At 67.2% G+C, this 16913-nt stretch carries 17 protein-coding genes; 15 read left to right on the forward strand and 2 right to left on the reverse strand.

Annotation, left to right across the window (positions count from 1 at the left end; translation table 11 throughout):
• Positions 1-69 precede the first annotated feature (69 nt).
• Positions 70-1083: a GTP 3',8-cyclase MoaA gene (moaA, locus tag OXU42_00210; GenBank protein MDE0027814.1), complete on the reverse strand. Its 1014-nt coding sequence runs from the start codon at positions 1081-1083 to the stop codon at positions 70-72.
• 173 nt (positions 1084-1256) lie between these two features.
• Here moaA and OXU42_00215 point away from each other — a divergent pair, with 173 nt between their 5' ends.
• The 14 genes from OXU42_00215 to dapB all read left to right on the forward strand — a co-directional run bounded on the left by OXU42_00215 (position 1257) and on the right by dapB (position 15312).
• On the forward strand, positions 1257-1976 hold the full coding sequence (locus OXU42_00215; protein MDE0027815.1) for an isochorismatase family protein: 720 nt from the start codon (positions 1257-1259) through the stop codon (positions 1974-1976).
• A 39-nt stretch (positions 1977-2015) separates the two neighbouring features.
• Positions 2016-2933 (forward strand): tyrosine-type recombinase/integrase, encoded by a 918-nt coding sequence (locus tag OXU42_00220; protein MDE0027816.1) that lies wholly within the window; start codon positions 2016-2018, stop codon positions 2931-2933.
• Between the two features lie 200 nt (positions 2934-3133).
• A complete protein-coding gene (hslV, locus tag OXU42_00225) occupies positions 3134-3670 on the forward strand; it encodes an ATP-dependent protease subunit HslV (GenBank protein MDE0027817.1) in 537 nt (178 codons plus the stop codon).
• Between the two features lie 114 nt (positions 3671-3784).
• On the forward strand, positions 3785-5134 hold the full coding sequence (gene hslU / locus OXU42_00230; protein ID MDE0027818.1) for an ATP-dependent protease ATPase subunit HslU: 1350 nt from the start codon (positions 3785-3787) through the stop codon (positions 5132-5134).
• 132 nt (positions 5135-5266) lie between these two features.
• Complete coding sequence (argB, locus tag OXU42_00235) at positions 5267-6148, forward strand: acetylglutamate kinase (protein MDE0027819.1); 882 nt, start codon at positions 5267-5269, stop codon at positions 6146-6148.
• 6 nt (positions 6149-6154) lie between these two features.
• A complete protein-coding gene (locus OXU42_00240) occupies positions 6155-7342 on the forward strand; it encodes an acetylornithine transaminase (protein MDE0027820.1) in 1188 nt (395 codons plus the stop codon).
• Positions 7342-8259 carry an ornithine carbamoyltransferase gene (argF, locus tag OXU42_00245; protein ID MDE0027821.1) on the forward strand — a complete coding sequence of 306 codons (918 nt, stop codon included), beginning with the start codon at positions 7342-7344 and terminating at the stop codon, positions 8257-8259. Before OXU42_00240 ends, argF begins: the two co-directional genes overlap by 1 nt.
• Before the next feature lie 93 nt (positions 8260-8352).
• Positions 8353-9552, forward strand: coding sequence for an argininosuccinate synthase (locus tag OXU42_00250; GenBank protein ID MDE0027822.1), 1200 nt, complete (start codon positions 8353-8355; stop codon positions 9550-9552).
• A gap of 19 nt (positions 9553-9571) precedes the next feature.
• Positions 9572-10945 carry an argininosuccinate lyase gene (gene argH / locus OXU42_00255; GenBank protein ID MDE0027823.1) on the forward strand — a complete coding sequence of 458 codons (1374 nt, stop codon included), beginning with the start codon at positions 9572-9574 and terminating at the stop codon, positions 10943-10945.
• A 41-nt stretch (positions 10946-10986) separates the two neighbouring features.
• Positions 10987-11430 carry a fibronectin type III domain-containing protein gene (locus OXU42_00260; GenBank protein ID MDE0027824.1) on the forward strand — a complete coding sequence of 148 codons (444 nt, stop codon included), beginning with the start codon at positions 10987-10989 and terminating at the stop codon, positions 11428-11430.
• Positions 11415-12680, forward strand: a complete 1266-nt coding sequence (lysA, locus tag OXU42_00265) for a diaminopimelate decarboxylase (GenBank protein ID MDE0027825.1) — start codon at positions 11415-11417, stop codon at positions 12678-12680. The genes OXU42_00260 and lysA overlap by 16 nt, the downstream gene beginning before the upstream one ends.
• A 21-nt stretch (positions 12681-12701) precedes the next feature.
• Positions 12702-13514 carry a diaminopimelate epimerase gene (dapF, locus tag OXU42_00270; GenBank protein MDE0027826.1) on the forward strand — a complete coding sequence of 271 codons (813 nt, stop codon included), beginning with the start codon at positions 12702-12704 and terminating at the stop codon, positions 13512-13514.
• A 42-nt stretch (positions 13515-13556) separates the two neighbouring features.
• Positions 13557-14435 carry a 4-hydroxy-tetrahydrodipicolinate synthase gene (dapA, locus tag OXU42_00275; GenBank protein ID MDE0027827.1) on the forward strand — a complete coding sequence of 293 codons (879 nt, stop codon included), beginning with the start codon at positions 13557-13559 and terminating at the stop codon, positions 14433-14435.
• A gap of 58 nt (positions 14436-14493) precedes the next feature.
• Positions 14494-15312 carry a 4-hydroxy-tetrahydrodipicolinate reductase gene (dapB, locus tag OXU42_00280; GenBank protein MDE0027828.1) on the forward strand — a complete coding sequence of 273 codons (819 nt, stop codon included), beginning with the start codon at positions 14494-14496 and terminating at the stop codon, positions 15310-15312.
• Between the two features lie 6 nt (positions 15313-15318).
• Here dapB and OXU42_00285 read toward each other — a convergent pair whose 3' ends face one another.
• Complete coding sequence (locus OXU42_00285) at positions 15319-16344, reverse strand: hypothetical protein (protein ID MDE0027829.1); 1026 nt, start codon at positions 16342-16344, stop codon at positions 15319-15321.
• A 238-nt stretch (positions 16345-16582) separates the two neighbouring features.
• Between OXU42_00285 and OXU42_00290 the strand changes: the two genes are divergently transcribed.
• Positions 16583-16855 (forward strand): hypothetical protein, encoded by a 273-nt coding sequence (locus OXU42_00290; GenBank protein ID MDE0027830.1) that lies wholly within the window; start codon positions 16583-16585, stop codon positions 16853-16855.
• The last annotated feature ends 58 nt before the right edge of the window (positions 16856-16913 follow it).

Genomic DNA, 16913 nt, shown 5'->3' on the forward strand with positions numbered 1-16913 from the left:
GACGGGTCGAGCGGCCTTGAACCGGCACGCCGGCCGAACGGGAAGCACGCCGCCGCGAAACGGCGGGCGTCAGCCTCCCAGCGTAATCATCTCGATCTTGTCGTGTTGTTCCGGATCGTAGCCGTCGGGCGACTGGATGGCGTGGAGACGGTCGGCCGAGAAGCGGTCCGTGCGGCCGGCCCACACGGCCGCCATCCAATCACGGATATCGTCATCGCCGGCGTCGCTCCGAAGCCGCGCCTTGAGGTCGTGCCCGGTTCGGGAAAAGAGGCAGGTCACCAGCCGGCCGTCCGCGGTCAGGCGTCCGCGGCTGCAGGTGCCGCAGAACGGCTCGGTCACGGACGCGACGATGCCCACCGTGCCCTTGCCGTCGCGGAAGGCATAGTCCACCGCGGGCGCGTTGCCTTCGCCCCGGCCGATGGGCTCCAGCGGGTAGCGCGCGCCGATGCGTTCGAGGATCTCGGCCTTCGGCACCGTCCGTTCCAGCCGCCAGGCGTTGGCCGTGCCCACGTCCATGTACTCGATGAAGCGTATGACGAAGCCGTGCTCCCGCCCGAACTCCACCAGCGGGAGGATGTCCTCCTCGTTGACGCCGCGCTCGATGACCGCGTTGATCTTGATGGGTGCGAGCCCGGCTTCCCGGGCCGCGAACAGCCCCTTCAGGACGTCGTCGAGATCGCCCCGCTTGGTGACGCGCCGGAACCGTTCCGGGTCGAGGCTGTCGATGCTCACGTTGATGCGCCGCAGCCCGGCGGCCCGCAACGCCCCGGCCATGCCGCTCAGGCGCGAGCCGTTGGTGGTAAGCGCGATGTCCTCGATGCCCTCGATGCCCGAGAGTTGCCGCACCAGATCCGGCAGGTCGCGCCGCAGCAGCGGCTCCCCCCCGGTCAAGCGGATCTTCCGCACCCCGAGGGGCACTGCCAGCCGCACCGTCCGGCAGATCTCCTCGTAGGTGAGGATCTCCCGCTTGTGGATCCAGTCGTAGTGGTCGAACGGCATGCAGTAGGTGCAACGAAAGTTGCACCGGTCCGTCACCGAGATCCGCAAGTCCCGCAAGGGACGATGAAGCTGGTCCTGCAACACGACGAGTTAATATGGAACCGGGAACTTGCCAAGTCAAGGTAACGAACCCCTTGCGCCGGACTGCCTGCCGCTTGACGGAACCCCATGCACAGGGAATAATCCGGTTGGATCACTGGAGAGCGATTGAAGCGCTGAACGGCTGTTTGCCATTTCACAAGGAAGAGGAGTCATCTATGGCCAATACATGGGACGATATTCTGACCGACCGTGACAAGGAAGTGTTCGCGCTGTCGGGCTACGGCGCCAAGGCCGGGTTCGGGTCGAGGCCGGCGGTGCTGGTGATCGACGTGAACTACAACTTCGTCGGCGACCGGCGGGAGCCCATCCAGGAGTCGGTCAAGCGCTTCCGCAACAGTTGCGGCGAGGAAGGCTGGGTCGGCGTGGACCACATCGTGACCCTGCTGGAGGAAGCCAGGAAGAAGCACCTGCCGATCTTCTTCACCACCGGCCACGGCGAGGAGGACTCCGTCGCCTTCGGCCGCTGGCACGGCAAGAACTCGCGCGGCACCGAGGACTTCGACGATCTGGCCAAGAAAGGCAACGAGATCGTCAAGGAGATCGCGCCCGAGAAGGGCGAGGTGGTGGTGCGCAAGCAGAAGCCCAGCGCCTTCTTCGGCACCCCGCTCATGAGCATGCTGAACGAGGTGCACGCGGACACCGTGCTGGTGACCGGGACCACCACCAGCGGCTGCGTCCGGGCGTCGGTGATCGATGCGTTTTCGTACAACTACAACGTCGCGGTGGTGGAGGAATGCACCTTCGACCGCGGCCAGTCGTCGCACAAGGTCAACCTCTTCGACATGCACATGAAGTACGCCGACGTCGTGTCGCTGGAGGAGACGCTCGACTACGTCCGGGGCCTGCCGGACAACCTGTACGCTCCCGCGCTCTAGCGGCTCAGGGGCGCTTTGCGCAGGCGAGGCGTTCCAGTCATGAGCGAGATCGCACGGCACATCGAAGGGTTCGGCGACTACCTGCGCGACCAGGCGCGCTTCTCTCCGCACTCGGTCAAGGGCTACCTGACCGACGTGGAGGGTTTCCGCCGGTACCTGGAAGAGAACGGCCTGGACACCGGGGGTGATGGCGACGCCGCCCTGCGCTCGGTGAACACCCGCTGGATCCGGGGTTACCTCAAGACCCTCCACGACACCCGCAAGAAGAGCACCATCGGTCGCAAGCTCGCGGCCCTGAAGGGGTTTTTCCGCTATCTCCTGCGCGAGGGCGTCATCGACCGGGACCCGCTGGTGGGGTTCTCCAACCCCAAGCAGGAGGCGCCGCTGGTGACGTTTCTGTCCGTGGACGAGGCGTTCCGGGTGTTGGGCTGCCTGCCCGACGAGGGCATCCTCCCGGCCCGCGACCGCGCCATCATGGAGGTGCTGTACTCTTCCGGCGTTCGGGTGAGTGAGTTGGTGGGGCTCGACTGGCGCGACGTGGACTTCTCCCTGGGCGTGCTCAAGGTGTTCGGCAAGGGGTCCAAGGAGCGCATCGTGCCGGTGGGGGAGGTGGCGCTGAAGGCCCTCCGCGATTACGCGGCCCATCAGCGGGAGCGCTGGGAACGCACCGCGCGCGGGGAAGAGCCGGTCTTCCTCAACAATCTCGGCAGCCGCATCACCACCCGCAGCGTCGCGCGCATCGTCGACAAGTACCTGCGGCTCGCCGGCATTCCCGTGCGCATGGGCCCCCACGGCTTGCGCCACACCTTCGCCACGCACCTCCTGAACGCCGGCGCCGACCTGCGTTCGATCCAGGAACTGCTGGGCCACGCAAGCCTCTCCACCACCCAGCGCTACACCCACGTCAACCTCGACCAGCTCACCGCCGTCTACGACCGCGCCCATCCGCGGGCGTGAACGGCGGCGGCTCGTCCTGGGACGCCGGCGGCCGCGCTTCTGCACTGTTTTCCGGCGGTTCCGGGTACAAGGGCCTGCGAAGTTGGCCGATTCGTGTTAGACTATCCAGTTCAGCGCGTGCTGCGGTGCCCGCGCCGGCAGACAGGGTCACGGAACCTCGCGAAAGTCCCATCGGCAACTCCATTCGCGATAGTCTCCCATTGACGATGTTTCACGGAACCACCATTCTCGCCGTGCGTCACGGCGGCAAGATCGTAGTCGCGGGCGACGGACAGGTGAGCCTCGGCGGCACGGCCGTGAAGCACACCGCGCGCAAGGTTCGGAAGCTCTACGGCGACCGGGTCATCGCCGGGTTCGCGGGCGCCACCGCGGACGCGTTTACCCTGTTCGAGAAGTTCGAGGGAAAGCTCGAGCAGCACGGCGGGGTGTTCAAGCGCGCGGCGGTGGAGCTGGCCAAGGAGTGGCGCACGGACCGGATGCTGCGGCGGTTGGAAGCGCTGATGATCGTGGCCGATGTCGAGGCGTCGCTGTTGGTGTCGGGCAACGGCGACGTGGTGGAACCGGATGACGGCGTCGTCGCGGTCGGGTCCGGGGGGAATTACGCGCTGGCGGCGGCGCGTGCCCTGGTCCAGCACAGCTCGCTCGATGCCCGCGCCATCGCCGAGGAGGCCATGAAGGTGGCGGCGACGATCTGTGTCTATACCAACGGCAATCTGACCATCGAGGAACTGCCCTGACCCGCGCCGTCCGGCGCCGCCGGCACGGACGGCCCTCCCAGCACGGATCCCATGAAAGACGAAAGTCGACAGTTGAGTGTGCGCGTGTCCGACGGGCAGGCGCTGACGCCGGTCATGACGCCCCGCGAGATCGTTTCGGAGCTGGACCGCTATATCGTCGGGCAGCGTGACGCCAAGCGCGCCGTGGCTGTGGCCGTGCGCAACCGCTGGCGGCGGCAACTGGTGCCGGCCGAACTGCGCGACGAGATCGCCCCCAAGAACATCATCATGATTGGCCCCACGGGGGTGGGCAAGACCGAGATCTCCCGCAGGCTCGCCAGGCTGGCGCAGGCGCCGTTCATCAAGGTGGAGGCGTCGAAGTTCACCGAGGTGGGTTACGTCGGCCGGGACGTGGAGTCCATCATCCGGGATCTCATGGACCTGTCCGTGAAGATGGTCCGGGAAGAGGAGCAGGAGAAGGTCCAGGTCAAGGCCCGGGACCTGGCGGAAGAGCGGGTCCTGGACCTGCTGCTGCCGGAGCCGCAGGCGCCGGACAACGGGGGCGGCGGCGACAGCGGGGGGGAAAGCCAGGTGGAGCGGCCTTCGCCCGCCACCCGCGAGAAGCTGCGGCGGATGCTCCGGGCCGGGAAGCTCGACGACCGCTCCGTCGACATCGAGCTGACCCAGAGCATGACGCCGATGATCGAGGTGCTGACGCCGCAGGGCATGGAGGAGATGGAGTCCAACATCAAGGAGATGTTTTCCAACCTCCTTCCCAAGCAGACCAAGCGCAAGACCGTGAAGATCCCCGAGGCCGTCAAGCTCCTCACCCAGGAGGAAGCGGCACGGCTCGTGGACATGGAGACCGTGGTGGGCGAGGCCACCCGCCGGGTGGAGCAGTCGGGCATCGTGTTCATCGACGAGATCGACAAGATCGCCGGCCGCGAAACCGTGCACGGCCCCGACGTGTCCCGGGAAGGGGTCCAGCGCGACCTCCTGCCCATCGTGGAGGGCTCGACGGTGAGCTCGAAGTACGGGCTGGTGCGCACCGACCACATCCTGTTCATCGCGTCGGGCGCGTTCCACAACTCCAAGCCGTCGGACCTGATCCCGGAGTTCCAGGGGCGGTTTCCGATCCGCGTGGAGCTGAGCTCTCTCGACAAGAACGACTTCGTGCGCATCCTGACCGAGCCCAAGAACGCGCTCATCCGGCAGTACGTGGCGCTCCTGGAGACGGAGAAGATCCACCTGCGCTTCGAGGACGACGCCATCGAGGAGATCGCCCGCATCAGCGCCGAAGCCAACGAAAAGATGGAGAACATCGGCGCGCGCCGGCTGCACACCATCCTGGAGAAGCTGCTGGACGAGATCTCGTTTACGGCGCCGGAGATGCCGGGCCGTGAAGTGCGTATCGACGCGGCCTACGTCAACGAGCGCCTGGACGCCATTCTGAAGGACCAGGACCTGTCGCGGTACATCCTGTAGGGAACTTGATTGGCGTCCTTCGACTTCGCTCCGCTGACGCTCCGCTACGCTCAGGGCGAACGGTTTCTCCCTTCCGTTCGTCCTGAGCGTAGCGAAGCGAAGTCGAAGGGCGCTGTGCCGGAGTAGCGGAACGTGGAAGATTTCATCGGCAAGGCGGAAGTGCTGCTGGAAGCGCTCCCCTTCATCAAGCGTTTCTACGGCAAGACGTTCGTGGTCAAGTACGGCGGCGCGGCCATGGTCGACGAGGCGCTCAAGCAGAGCTTCGCCCAGGACATCGTGCTGCTCAAGTACGTGGGCATCAACGTCGTGGTGGTGCACGGCGGCGGCCCCCAGATCAACGAGACCTTGGGAAAGATGGGCATCGAGAGCCGCTACGTGCGCGGCATGCGCGTCACCGACTCGGAAACCATCGACATCATCGAGATGGTGCTGGTGGGCAAGGTCAACAAGGAGATCGTCGCGCTCGTCAACCAGCACGGCGGCGCCGCCGTGGGCCTCAGCGGCAAGGACGGCCAGCTCATCCTGGCGCGCAAGATGAACGTCACCGTGCCGGGCGACGGCGAGAGCACGGAGATCATCGACATCGGCATGGTGGGAGAGATCGTGCGGGTGGACCCCACGGTGATCCGCTCCCTGGACGGCAACCGCTTCATCCCGGTGATCGCGCCGGTGGGCGTGGGTGAGACGGGGGAGACCTACAACATCAACGCCGACCTGGTGGCCGGGCGCGTGGCCGCGGCCCTCGGGGCGGAGAAGCTGATCCTCCTGACGGACGTCGAGGGCGTGCGCGACCGCGAGGGAGGCCTGATCAGCACCCTCACCATCGCCGAGTCCACGGACCTCATCCGCAAGGACGTGATCTCGTCCGGCATGATCCCCAAGGTCGAGTGCTGCGTGGACGCTCTCAACGGCGGCGTGGTCAAGACCCACATCATCGACGGCCGGGACCGCCACGCGGTGCTGCTGGAGATCTTCACCGAGCAGGGTGTCGGCACCGAGGTGATCAGGGATTGAAACAAGATGTCGAACCTTGAAGTACAACAGTTGACCGAAGCGCACGTGATGAACACCTACGCGCGCTTCCCCATCGCGCTGGTGCGGGGCGAGGGCGTGCGGGTGTGGGACGCGGACGGCAACGCGTACCTGGACTTCGTCGCCGGCATCGCCGTGAACAGCCTGGGACACTGCCATCACGCGGTGGCCAAGGCCGTGTCGGAGCAGGTGCGCAGCCTGATCCACGTCTCGAACCTCTACCACATCGAGCCCCAGGCGCGCCTGGCCAAGGCGCTGTGCGAGCACTCCTTCGCCGACCGCGTGTTCTTCTGCAACAGCGGCGCCGAGGCCAACGAGGCCGCCATCAAGCTGGCGCGGCGCTACGGTTCGGAGCAGGCCGGAGGCAGAAGCGAGGTCATCACCGCCCTCAACTCCTTCCACGGGCGTACCCTCGCCACCCTGACCGCCACCGGCCAGGAGAAGATCCGGCTCGGCTACGATCCGCTGCCGTCGGGTTTCCGCTACGTGCCGTTCAACGACCTGGACGCCGCGGAAGACGCGGTGGACGAGCGCACCGCGGCCATCCTGGTGGAGCCCATCCAGGGCGAGGGCGGGGTGGTGGTGCCGGACGAGTCCTACATTCGCGGGCTGCGGCAGCTCTGCGACGACAAGGGACTGCTGCTGATCTTCGACGAGGTCCAGGTGGGCATGGGGCGCACCGGCCGGCTCTTCGGCTACGAGCACTTCGGCGTCGAGCCCGACGTCATGACCCTGGCCAAGGCCCTGGGCGGCGGCCTTCCCCTGGGCGCCATGCTGGCGCGCGAAGAGGTTGCCAAGAGCTTCCCGCCCGGGTCCCACGCCTCCACCTTCGGCGGCAACCCGGTGGTGTGCTCCGCCGGGCTGGCGGTGATGAAGACCATCCTGGAAGAAGGGCTGGTGGAGCACTGCGCGGCCATGGGCGACCTGTTGCGCAAGGGACTGGAGGGGCTCGCGCAACGCTTCGGCTTCATCCGCGAGGTACGCGGCAAGGGGTTGCTGCTGGGCATGGAGATGGACCGCGAGTGCGGACCCATGGTCCAGGAATGCATGAAGAACGGTCTCCTGGTGGTGCTGGCAGGCGCCAACGTCCTGCGCATGGTGCCGCCGCTGACCGTGGCGGAGGCGGACGTCGAGGAGGCGCTGGCCATCCTGGAGCGGGTGCTGGAGCGGGTGTAGTGAAGCGCGACGTACGGACATTGCGGGACCTCACGGCGGCGGACATGGACCACGTCCTCTCCCTCGCCGCCACCCTCAAGCAGGAACGCAGGGAAGGGCGGTCGCGGCCGCTTCTGGCGGGGAAGAAGCTCGCCCTCTTGTTCCAGAAGCCCAGCCTGCGAACCCGCGCCACCTTCGACCTCGGCATGACCGAGCTGGGCGGCAGCACGCTCTTCCTGGGTCCCGACGAAGTGCAGCTCGGCACCCGGGAAACGCCGGCCGACTGCGTGCGGGTGCTGGACCGGCTGGTGGACATCATCGCGGCGCGGACGTTCGCGCAGGAAATCGTGGAGGAACTGGCCGGCCACGGCTCCGTGCCGGTGATCAACGCGCTTTCCGACATGTACCACCCGTGTCAGGTGCTGGCGGACCTGCTGACCCTGAAGGAAAGCAAGGGCAGTATCGAGGGCCGTCACGTGGTGTTCGTGGGCGACGGCAACAACGTGGTGCATTCCTGGCTCCTGGCGGCGGAGAAGCTGCCGTTCCGCTTCACCCTGGCGTGCCCCGAGGGGTTCGAGCCCGACCGGGAGATCCTGGATTCGGCGGTGGCCGCGGGAGCGGAGGTCGCCGTCACCCATGATCCGGCCGCGGCCGTGAACGGCGCCGACGCCATCTACACCGACGTGTGGGCGAGCATGGGGCAGGAGGCGGAGGCGGGCGACCGGCAACGGGCCTTTGCCGCCTTCCAGGTGAACGGAGAGTTGGTGGCCCGCGCCAGTAACGACGTAGTCGTGATGCACTGCCTGCCGGCCCACCGCGGCCAGGAGATCACCAACGAGATCATGGAGGGGCCGCACTCCGTGGTCTTCGACCAGGCGGAGAACCGCCTCCACGCGCAGAAGGCGCTGATGGTCTGGTGCCTCGCGGAGGGAGTGTAGGAGCTTGCCCTCCCGAAACGTCATTCCCGCGAAAGCTTGCCCTCGACCCCGATCGGGGGCGGGAATCCAGGGGCGGGGAGAACGGGGAGATTCATGAAACCGAAAAAGGTCGTGCTTGCCTACTCGGGCGGTCTCGATACGTCCGTGTGCCTGCGCTGGGTGAAGGAGACCTACGACTGCGAGGTCATCGCCTACTGCGCCGACGTGGGCCAGGAAGAGGATCTGGAAGAGGTGCGGCGCAAGGCGCTGGCCACCGGTGCCAGCGATGTCGTGGTGGACGACCTGCGCGAGGCGTTCGTGCGCGACTACGTGTTCCCCATGCTGCGCGGCAACGCGGTGTACGAGGGCGCCTACCTGCTGGGCACCTCCATCGCCCGGCCGCTGATCGCCAAGCGCCAGCTCGAGGTGGCGCTGGACGCCAACGCCGAAGCCGTGTCCCACGGCGCCACCGGCAAGGGCAACGACCAGGTGCGCTTCGAGTTGACCTACTACGCCCTCAAGCCCGACATCCAGGTCATCGCGCCGTGGCGGGAGTGGGACTTGAACTCGCGCACCGCGCTCATCGACTACGCCCGGCGCTACGACATCCCGGTGCCCGTGACCAAGGACAAGCCCTACAGCATGGACCGGAACCTGTTCCACATCAGCTACGAGGGCGGCGTGCTGGAGGACCCGTGGCAGGAGCCTCCGGCGGACATGTTCATGTGGACCGCGTCCCCCGAGGCCGCGCCGGACGAACCCCGGACCATCGAGCTGGAGTTCGCCTCCGGCGACCCCGTGGCGCTGGACGGGAAACGCCTGGAGCCGGCGGAGATGCTGGTGGCTCTCAACGGCCTGGGCGCGCGTTACGGCATCGGCCGGGTGGACATGGTGGAGAACCGCTACGCCGGCATGAAGTCCCGGGGCATCTACGAAACCCCAGGCGGCACCATCCTGCACGCCGCGCGCCGGGCGGTGGAGCACCTAACGCTGGACCGCGAGGTCATGCAGCTCCGGGATTCGCTGATCCCGCGCTATGCCCAGATGATCTACAACGGCTACTGGTTCGCGCCCGAGCGCCGGATCCTGCAGCAGACCCTGGACGCGACCCAGGAACGGGTGACCGGCACGGTGCGGCTGAAGCTCTACAAGGGCTCGGTATCGGTGGCCGGCAGGCGCTCGCCGGTGTCGCTGTACGATCCCGTCACCGCCACCTTCGAGAAGGACGAGAGCTACAACCAGGCGGATGCCGACGGGTTCATCAAGCTGAACGCGCTGCGGCTCAAGATGGCCGGGCGGGTGGCGGGCGCCTGACGGAGGTCGCGGGCGCATCATGGCCAGGAAGAAACAGCTATGGGGCGGCCGGTTCGCCGGCTCCACCGCGGATTCCGTGGTGGCCTTCACCGCCTCCGTGCACGTGGACCGGCGCCTCTACCGGCACGACATCGCCGGCAGCATCGCCCATGCCCGCATGCTCGGGAAGCAGCGCATCATCCCCGCCGCGGACGCGCGCAAGATCGTCGCCGGACTGCGGGCGGTCCAAAAGGAGATCGAGAGCGGCGAGTTCCCTTTCAGCGTCGCCGACGAAGACATCCACATGAACGTCGAGCGGCGGCTGACCGAGATGATCGGCGACGTCGGCGAGAAGCTGCACACCGCCCGGAGCCGCAACGACCAGGTGAGCCTGGACATGCGGCTCTACCTGCGGGAGGCCCTCGACGGCATCCTGGGGGACCTGGAGGCCTTGCAGAAGGCGCTGGCGGGGGCGGCGCGACGGAACGAAGGCGTGCTGATGCCCGGCTACACCCACCTCCAGCGGGCCCAGCCCGTGCTCTTCGCGCACCATCTGCTGGCGTACGTGGAGATGTTCGAGCGCGACAAGAGCCGTTACCGCCACTGCCGGGAGCAGACCGACGTCATGCCCCTGGGCTCCGGCGCGCTGGCGGGCACCACCTTCCCCATCGACCGGGCCTACGTGGCCAAGCTCCTGGGCTTCCCGCGCGTGACCCAGAACAGCATCGACGCCGTGAGCGACCGGGACTTCGTGCTGGAGTTCCTGTCGGCGTCCGCCATCCTGTTCGTGCACCTGAGCCGCATGGCCGACGAGCTGATCCTGTGGTCCAGCGAGGAGTTCGGCTTCATCGAGCTGCCGGACGCCTACTGCACGGGCAGCTCCATGATGCCGCAGAAGAAGAACCCCGACGTGGCCGAGCTGATCCGCGGCAAGACCGGGCGGGTGTACGGCCACCTGAACGCGCTCCTGGCCATCATGAAGGGGTTGCCGCTGGCCTACAACCGCGACCTCCAGGAAGACAAGGAGCCCCTGTTCGACACCGCCGACACGGTCGCGGCATGTCTGGCCATGGCCCGGGAGCTGTTCAACGGCCTCAAGGTCCGCGGCGAGCGCATGGCCGCGGCCGCGGAGCAGGGTTTCATGAACGCCACCGACCTGGCGGACTACCTCGTGGGCCGGGGTCTCAGCTTCCGCGTAGCCCACGACGTGGTCGGCCGGGTGGTGCGCCATTGCATCGACCAGGGATGCAAGCTGGATGACCTGCCGTTGGAGGAACTCCAGGGCTACTGTCCGGACATCGGCCCCGACGTCTACAAGGTCCTGACGCTCCGCGCCGGCGTCGAGCGCCGGCGGGCCCCCGGCGGCACCGCGCCGGTCAACGTGCGCCGCCAACTGAAGAAGCTGGGGGTCTGATGGCAGCCGTTTCATTCCCGCGAATCCAGGGGTGGCGGGGTGTGGCCGCCGCCCTTGCGTGCCTGCTCCTCCTGCTGGTCGTGGCCGCCGGCTGCGGTCACAAGGGTCCGCCGCGGGCGGCGGACCTCGTGGAGCCGGTGGCCATCAGCGACCTGACCCTCGTGCTCGGCGACCGCAGCGTGCGCCTGGGCTGGTCGCACCCGCGGACCGCTCGGGACGGCCGGCCGCTCACGGACCTCGCCGGGTTCGTGGTGTACCGCAAGAGCACGCCGGCGGATTGCCCGGACTGCAACGCCGCCTACGGCGAGCGGGCCATGGTCAGCGTGGAGGACGAAGGGCGTTTCTTCAAGCAGTCCGAATACAAGTTCACGGACACGGAGCTTCAAACCGGCCGGGTGTACCGGTATCGGGTCCGCGTCCTGTTGTCGGACGGCTCCCTTAGCAGGCCGTCCAACGAGGTCAGCATCGAATGGCAACGGCAGTAGAACGTTTCACGCACAGGAACGACGAGATGTATTGCGAGGATGTCCCGGTCCGGGACGTCGTGGAAGCGGTGGGGACGCCGGTGTACCTCTACAGTTTGGCGCATTTGCGTGACGCCTTCCGCACCCTCGACCAGGCTTTCGCCGGGACCCGGCACCTGGTGTGCTTCTCGGTCAAGGCTAACTCCAACCTCGCGGTGCTGCGCGCCTTCGTCAACGAGGGCTCGGGGTTCGACATCGTGTCCGGCGGCGAACTCTACCGGGTGCTCAAGGCCGGCGCCGACCCGCGCAAGGTGGTGTTCTCCGGCGTGGGCAAGACCCGCGAAGAGATGGAGTACGCGCTGCGCTCCAGCATCCTGATGTTCAACGTCGAGTCGGAGCAGGAGCTGGAGGCGCTGAACGAGGTGGCCGGGAGCATCGGCGTGGTGGCGCCGGTGAGCTTCCGCATCAACCCCGACGTGGACCCGCAGACCCATCCCTACATCTCCACCGGCATGAAGAAGAGCAAGTTCGGCATCGCCATCGACCCCGCGGCCGAGGCCTACCGCCGCGCCATCGCCCTGCCCAACCTCGAGGTGGTGGGGGTGGACTGCCACATCGGCTCGCAGCTCACCTCGACGTCGCCCTTCGCGGACGCCGCCGAGCGCGTGCGCGCCTTCATCGAGGTGCTCCAGGGGGAAGGGGCGGACCTCCGCTACGTGGACCTGGGCGGCGGGCTCGGCATCCGTTACGACGACGAGGAGCCGCCCGACCCCGCTGACTACGCCAAGGCGCTCATGGAGGGGGTGCGCGGCCTGGACGTGACCTTGGTGCTGGAGCCGGGCCGGTCCATGGTGGGCAACGCCGGAATCCTGTTGACCCGGGTACTCTACCTCAAGCGCACCGAGGCCAAGAACTTCGTGGTGGTGGACGGCGCCATGAACGACTTGGTCCGCCCCTCGCTCTACGGCGCGTTCCAGGGCCTGCGCCCGGTGGACAGGCGCGAGGCCGAGCCCATGACCGCGGACGTGGTGGGCCCCATCTGCGAGAGCGGCGACTTCCTCGCCCAGGACCGCGATATCCAGCCGCCCGAACCGGGCGATCTCATGGCCGTGATGAGCGCCGGCGCCTACGGTTTCACCATGGCATCCAACTACAACACCCGGCCCAGGGCGGCGGAGGTGCTGGTGGACGGCAAGGAGTTCGCCGTGGTCCGGGAGCGCGAAACCCTGGAGGGCCTGGTGGCGGGAGAGAAGATACCGGCGATGCTGTAGGGCGGAGGAGCCATGACCGAGATCACGTTCACCAAGATGCACGGCTGCGGCAACGACTTCGTGGTGCTGGACTGCATGGAGCGGCCGCCCGCGGACCTGGCGGAGATCGCGAAGAACCTGTGCCATCGCCGCTTCGGCGTGGGCGCGGACCAGTTGCTTACCATCCGGCCGTCGGACTCGGCGGACTTCCGCATGGAGATATACAACGCCGACGGCGGCGAGGTGGAGATGTGCGGCAACGGCATCCGCTGCTTCGCCAAGTACGTCTACGAGCACGGTCTGACCGGGAAGCGGGAAATCGAGGTGGACACCCTCGCGGGCATCATCCGCCCGCGCCTCAAGGGCGACCGCGTCGAGGTGGACATGGGCCGCCCCGTCCTCGAAGGGCGGGACATTCCCGTGGATGCCGGCGGCCGCATCGTCAACCGGCCGCTGAGGGTGGACGGGAATGAGCACACGGTCACCTGCGTGTCCATGGGCAACCCCCACTGCGTGCTCTACGTCGACGACGTGGAGCCGCTGGACCTGCCCCGCCTGGGCCCCCTCTTCGAGCACCACACCTTCTTCCCCAACCGCGTGAACACCGAGTTCGTCCAGGTGCTGTCACCCGACGAGGTGCGCATGCGCGTGTGGGAGCGCGGCGCCGGCGAGACCTGGGCCTGCGGCACCGGCGCCAGCGCGGTGGGGGTGGCCGGCGTCTTGACCGGCAGGACCGGGAAGAGGATAACGGTTCACCTGATCGGCGGCGACCTGGAAATCCATTGGGCCGACGATGACCGGGTCTACATGACCGGTCCCGCGCAGGAGGTCTTTCAAGGGAGCATCCGCGTGTGACCGTGCGCCGGGCGTTGAGAAATGCGAAAGAGGGACAACCACATGTTTGCAGGATCAATGACCGCCATGGTGACGCCGTTCAAGGACGGCGTCGTCGACTATGCCTCCTTGGAGGCGTTGGTGGAGTTCCAGATCGAGCAGGGCACCCACGCGCTGGTGCCGTGCGGCTCCACCGGGGAGTCGGCCACCCTGGACCACGACGAGCACCACGCGGTCATCGACGCCGTTGTCCGCGCGGCGCGGCAGCGGGTCCCGGTCATCGCCGGCACCGGCTCCAACTCCACCCGCGAGGCCATGGAACTCACCCGGGCGGCGGAGAAGTCAGGCGCCGACGGCGCGCTGCTGATCTCGCCTTACTACAACAAGCCCACGCAGGAAGGGATCTACCACCACTACCGCGCCGTGGCCGAGCACGTGGGCATCCCTCTCATCGTCTACAACATCCCCGGCCGCACGGCTTCCAAGATGGAGCCCGAGACCTTGGCGCGGCTGGCCGAGATCGGCAACGTCGTGGGCGTGAAGGAGGCCACCGGCTCGGTGGACCAGGCCATCGACGTCATCCGGTTGTGCGGCGACTCCCTGGCGGTCTATTCCGGCGAGGACTCGCTCGTCTACTCGCTCATGACCTTGGGCGGCAAGGGCGTCATCACCACCACCGGAAACGTCGCCCCCCGGGCCATGGCCGACCTTACCGAAGCCTGCCTGCGGGAGGACTGGGCCACCGGCCGCCGGATCCAGTTCGAGTTGATGCCCCTGATCCGCTGCCTCTTCAGCGAGACCAATCCCATCCCGGTCAAAGCCGGGTTGGCCGCCATGGGCAAGTGCGGACCGGAGATCCGTCTGCCGCTGACGCCGATGACCGAGCCGAACCTCAAGCGGCTGAAGGGCGCCATGGCCGGCTACGGGCTGATTCAGCCATGACGTGGCTGTCGCGCGCGGACCGGGCGCGGTCGGGTCGCCACTTTGTTCCGGTAACGCCATGAAGAATTCCCTGGGCCTTATCGTTTGCGGTGTGGGCGGGCGGATGGGCGGCACCATCGTACGCCTGATTCAGGACACCCCGGGCGTCGTCCTGGCCGGAGCCACCGACCGGGCCGGCAGCGCGCGGCTCGGTCAGGACGGGGGGGACGTCGCCGGCGCCGGGCAACTGGGCGTGGCAGTCAGCGACCGCGTTGACGCGCCCGCCAGCGAAGGTCGGGTCATCGTAGACTTCACGACACCTGAAGCCTCCGTGGCCCACATGAAGGCGGCAGCCAAGACCGGCATTCCCATCGTCATCGGCACAACCGGGTTCGAGGCACGGCAACTCCGCCAAATCCGCACCCTGGCAGCCAAGACCCCCACCGTCCTGGCCCCCAACATGAGCCTCGGGGTGAACCTCCTGCTGGGCTTGGTGGGCCAGGTGGCCCGCAGCCTGGGCGACGCCTACGACGTGGAGATCGTGGAAGCGCACCACCGGTTCAAGAAGGACGCCCCGAGCGGCACCGCGTTCGCCCTGGCCCGGTCAGCGGCCGAGGCCCTGGGGCGCAAGCTGGAACGGGTAGGGGTGCCGGGCCGTAGCGGGGCGTCCGAGCGCAAGACGACCGATATCGGTCTCCTCTCCGTCCGCGCCGGAGACATCGCCGGCGAGCACACGGTGCTGTTCGGCGGCATCGGAGAGCGCATCGAACTGGTCCACCGCGCCCACAGCCGGGAAGCCTTCGCCCGCGGCGCCATCCGGGCGGCGCAGTGGTTGGCGGACAGGCAGGCGGGCCTTTACAGCATGCAGGACGTGCTCGGGCTCGCGGAGTCCCGGTAGCCCTTTTCAGTCCGCCGTGGCCGCGTTGCCGTTGTCGGGCGTGAGCGTCGCGGGCGTAAGCGCATCGAAGATGCCCGTAAAGCGTCCGACCGAACCGTCGTCTTCGGCGAACAGAACATCGGTCGAGCCGACCACGCGACGGGGGTGGCCGTCGACATCCGGCACGTTCGAGAATTGACCGCGCCACGTCCCGGCGGAGCGCGTGATGGTACGCACGGGGTGGATGACGGTGACCGCGGTATCCTCGAAAGCGCCGGTTGCGTCGAAGGCCGCGGCAAAGTGCAGGTCGTAGTCGGCCGGCGACGCGGCGGGATCGGGAGTCCGCCAGGTCACGATCGGATAGAGGTGGCGCCCGGGGTCGATCTCGATGGGCTCGAGACACCCGAGGCAACCGGTTAGGCGGCTCTGGTCGAAGTCGGCGGTCAACGACATGCTTCCCACGAATTCAGTGTATTCGGAGGTATCTGCCAACTCGCCCCAGGCACGGCCGTACTCGTACGTGTACACGCCGCCGGCGCCACCGACGTAGGTGGCCGTGCCGGTCACCGGGAGGTCGGGCGGTGTAGCCGGATCGAGTTCCGGGCCATCGATAAAGACCCCGCGTGTGGCCTCTTCGAAATCTCGAATGGGTGCGCCGGGTGGATAGACGAGCCACCATCCGGCCGCGAGATAGTCGGCGGGGTCGGCGTCATTCCACGAGACGACGGTGTAGAGCACGATCCTGTGGTCATGGTGGTTTTCCGAGAGAATCGATTCGCGGCTGGAATGGTTGGGTTGCAAGGGCCGGGGGAGGTAAAGTCCCCACGAACCGTCCCGGTGCCGCTGGGTGTCGAGCGTGCGGGTACGGCCGTCGTGGAAGCGCACGTCGACACTGAGGACGTTGTCGACGAAGGTTGTCCGTGTGCGAAACGGTTGGGTTTCAGGCGTGAGCGTCGGGATTGGAATCGGGGGCGGGGGCGGATCGGGCTTCCCCCCGACCGAACAGCCCGCCGTCAGCGAAAGAACGAGGACCCATAGTGCCGCGCGTCTCATGCCGGTACTTATAGGGGGCGTCCTGGCACACGTCAAACGGCAAGCGGTGGACGGACCGGTGCACGGCTGCGAAATGCTCTTGAATTCGTGCACGCGCGGTTTTCAGGCCATCAGGTTGACATCCGGAATCCCATATATTAATCAGTTTTCCTATTCTCAAGTGGCTTCAGAAACTCCAAAATCCGACTCTGAGTCGACGGAAGCGGAAGTCGAACGGCTTGCGGAGCGCATTGGCCGGTTGATTCGTTCCGTGGAGCCGGAGAAGCGGGAGGATCTGAAGGAACTCGCCTTTTCGCTGGTGCGTGAGGAGTTGATCCGGGGCGAGGAACCACGGCAGGAAGCGGGCGGGACCACCCCGGCGCCGTTGAATCCCTTGGGCGCCGGCGTGCTGTTTTTCGTGTTGGGCGCGGGCCTTTCCTTCGTGTTCGGTCCGGTGGGCTTGGCGTTGATGGCCGGCGGCCTGTTCTTCATGGTCTGGGGGGCCGCCATAAGCTGGTTCAAGAAGAAGTAGGGGCGCGATGGCTACGAGCGAGAAACGGAAAATCGAGCGGGGCATCTGGAGCCGCCGG

The organism is Deltaproteobacteria bacterium (assembly GCA_028818775.1).
In the GTDB taxonomy this organism is placed as follows: Bacteria; Desulfobacterota; Binatia; order UBA9968; family JAJDTQ01; genus JAJDTQ01.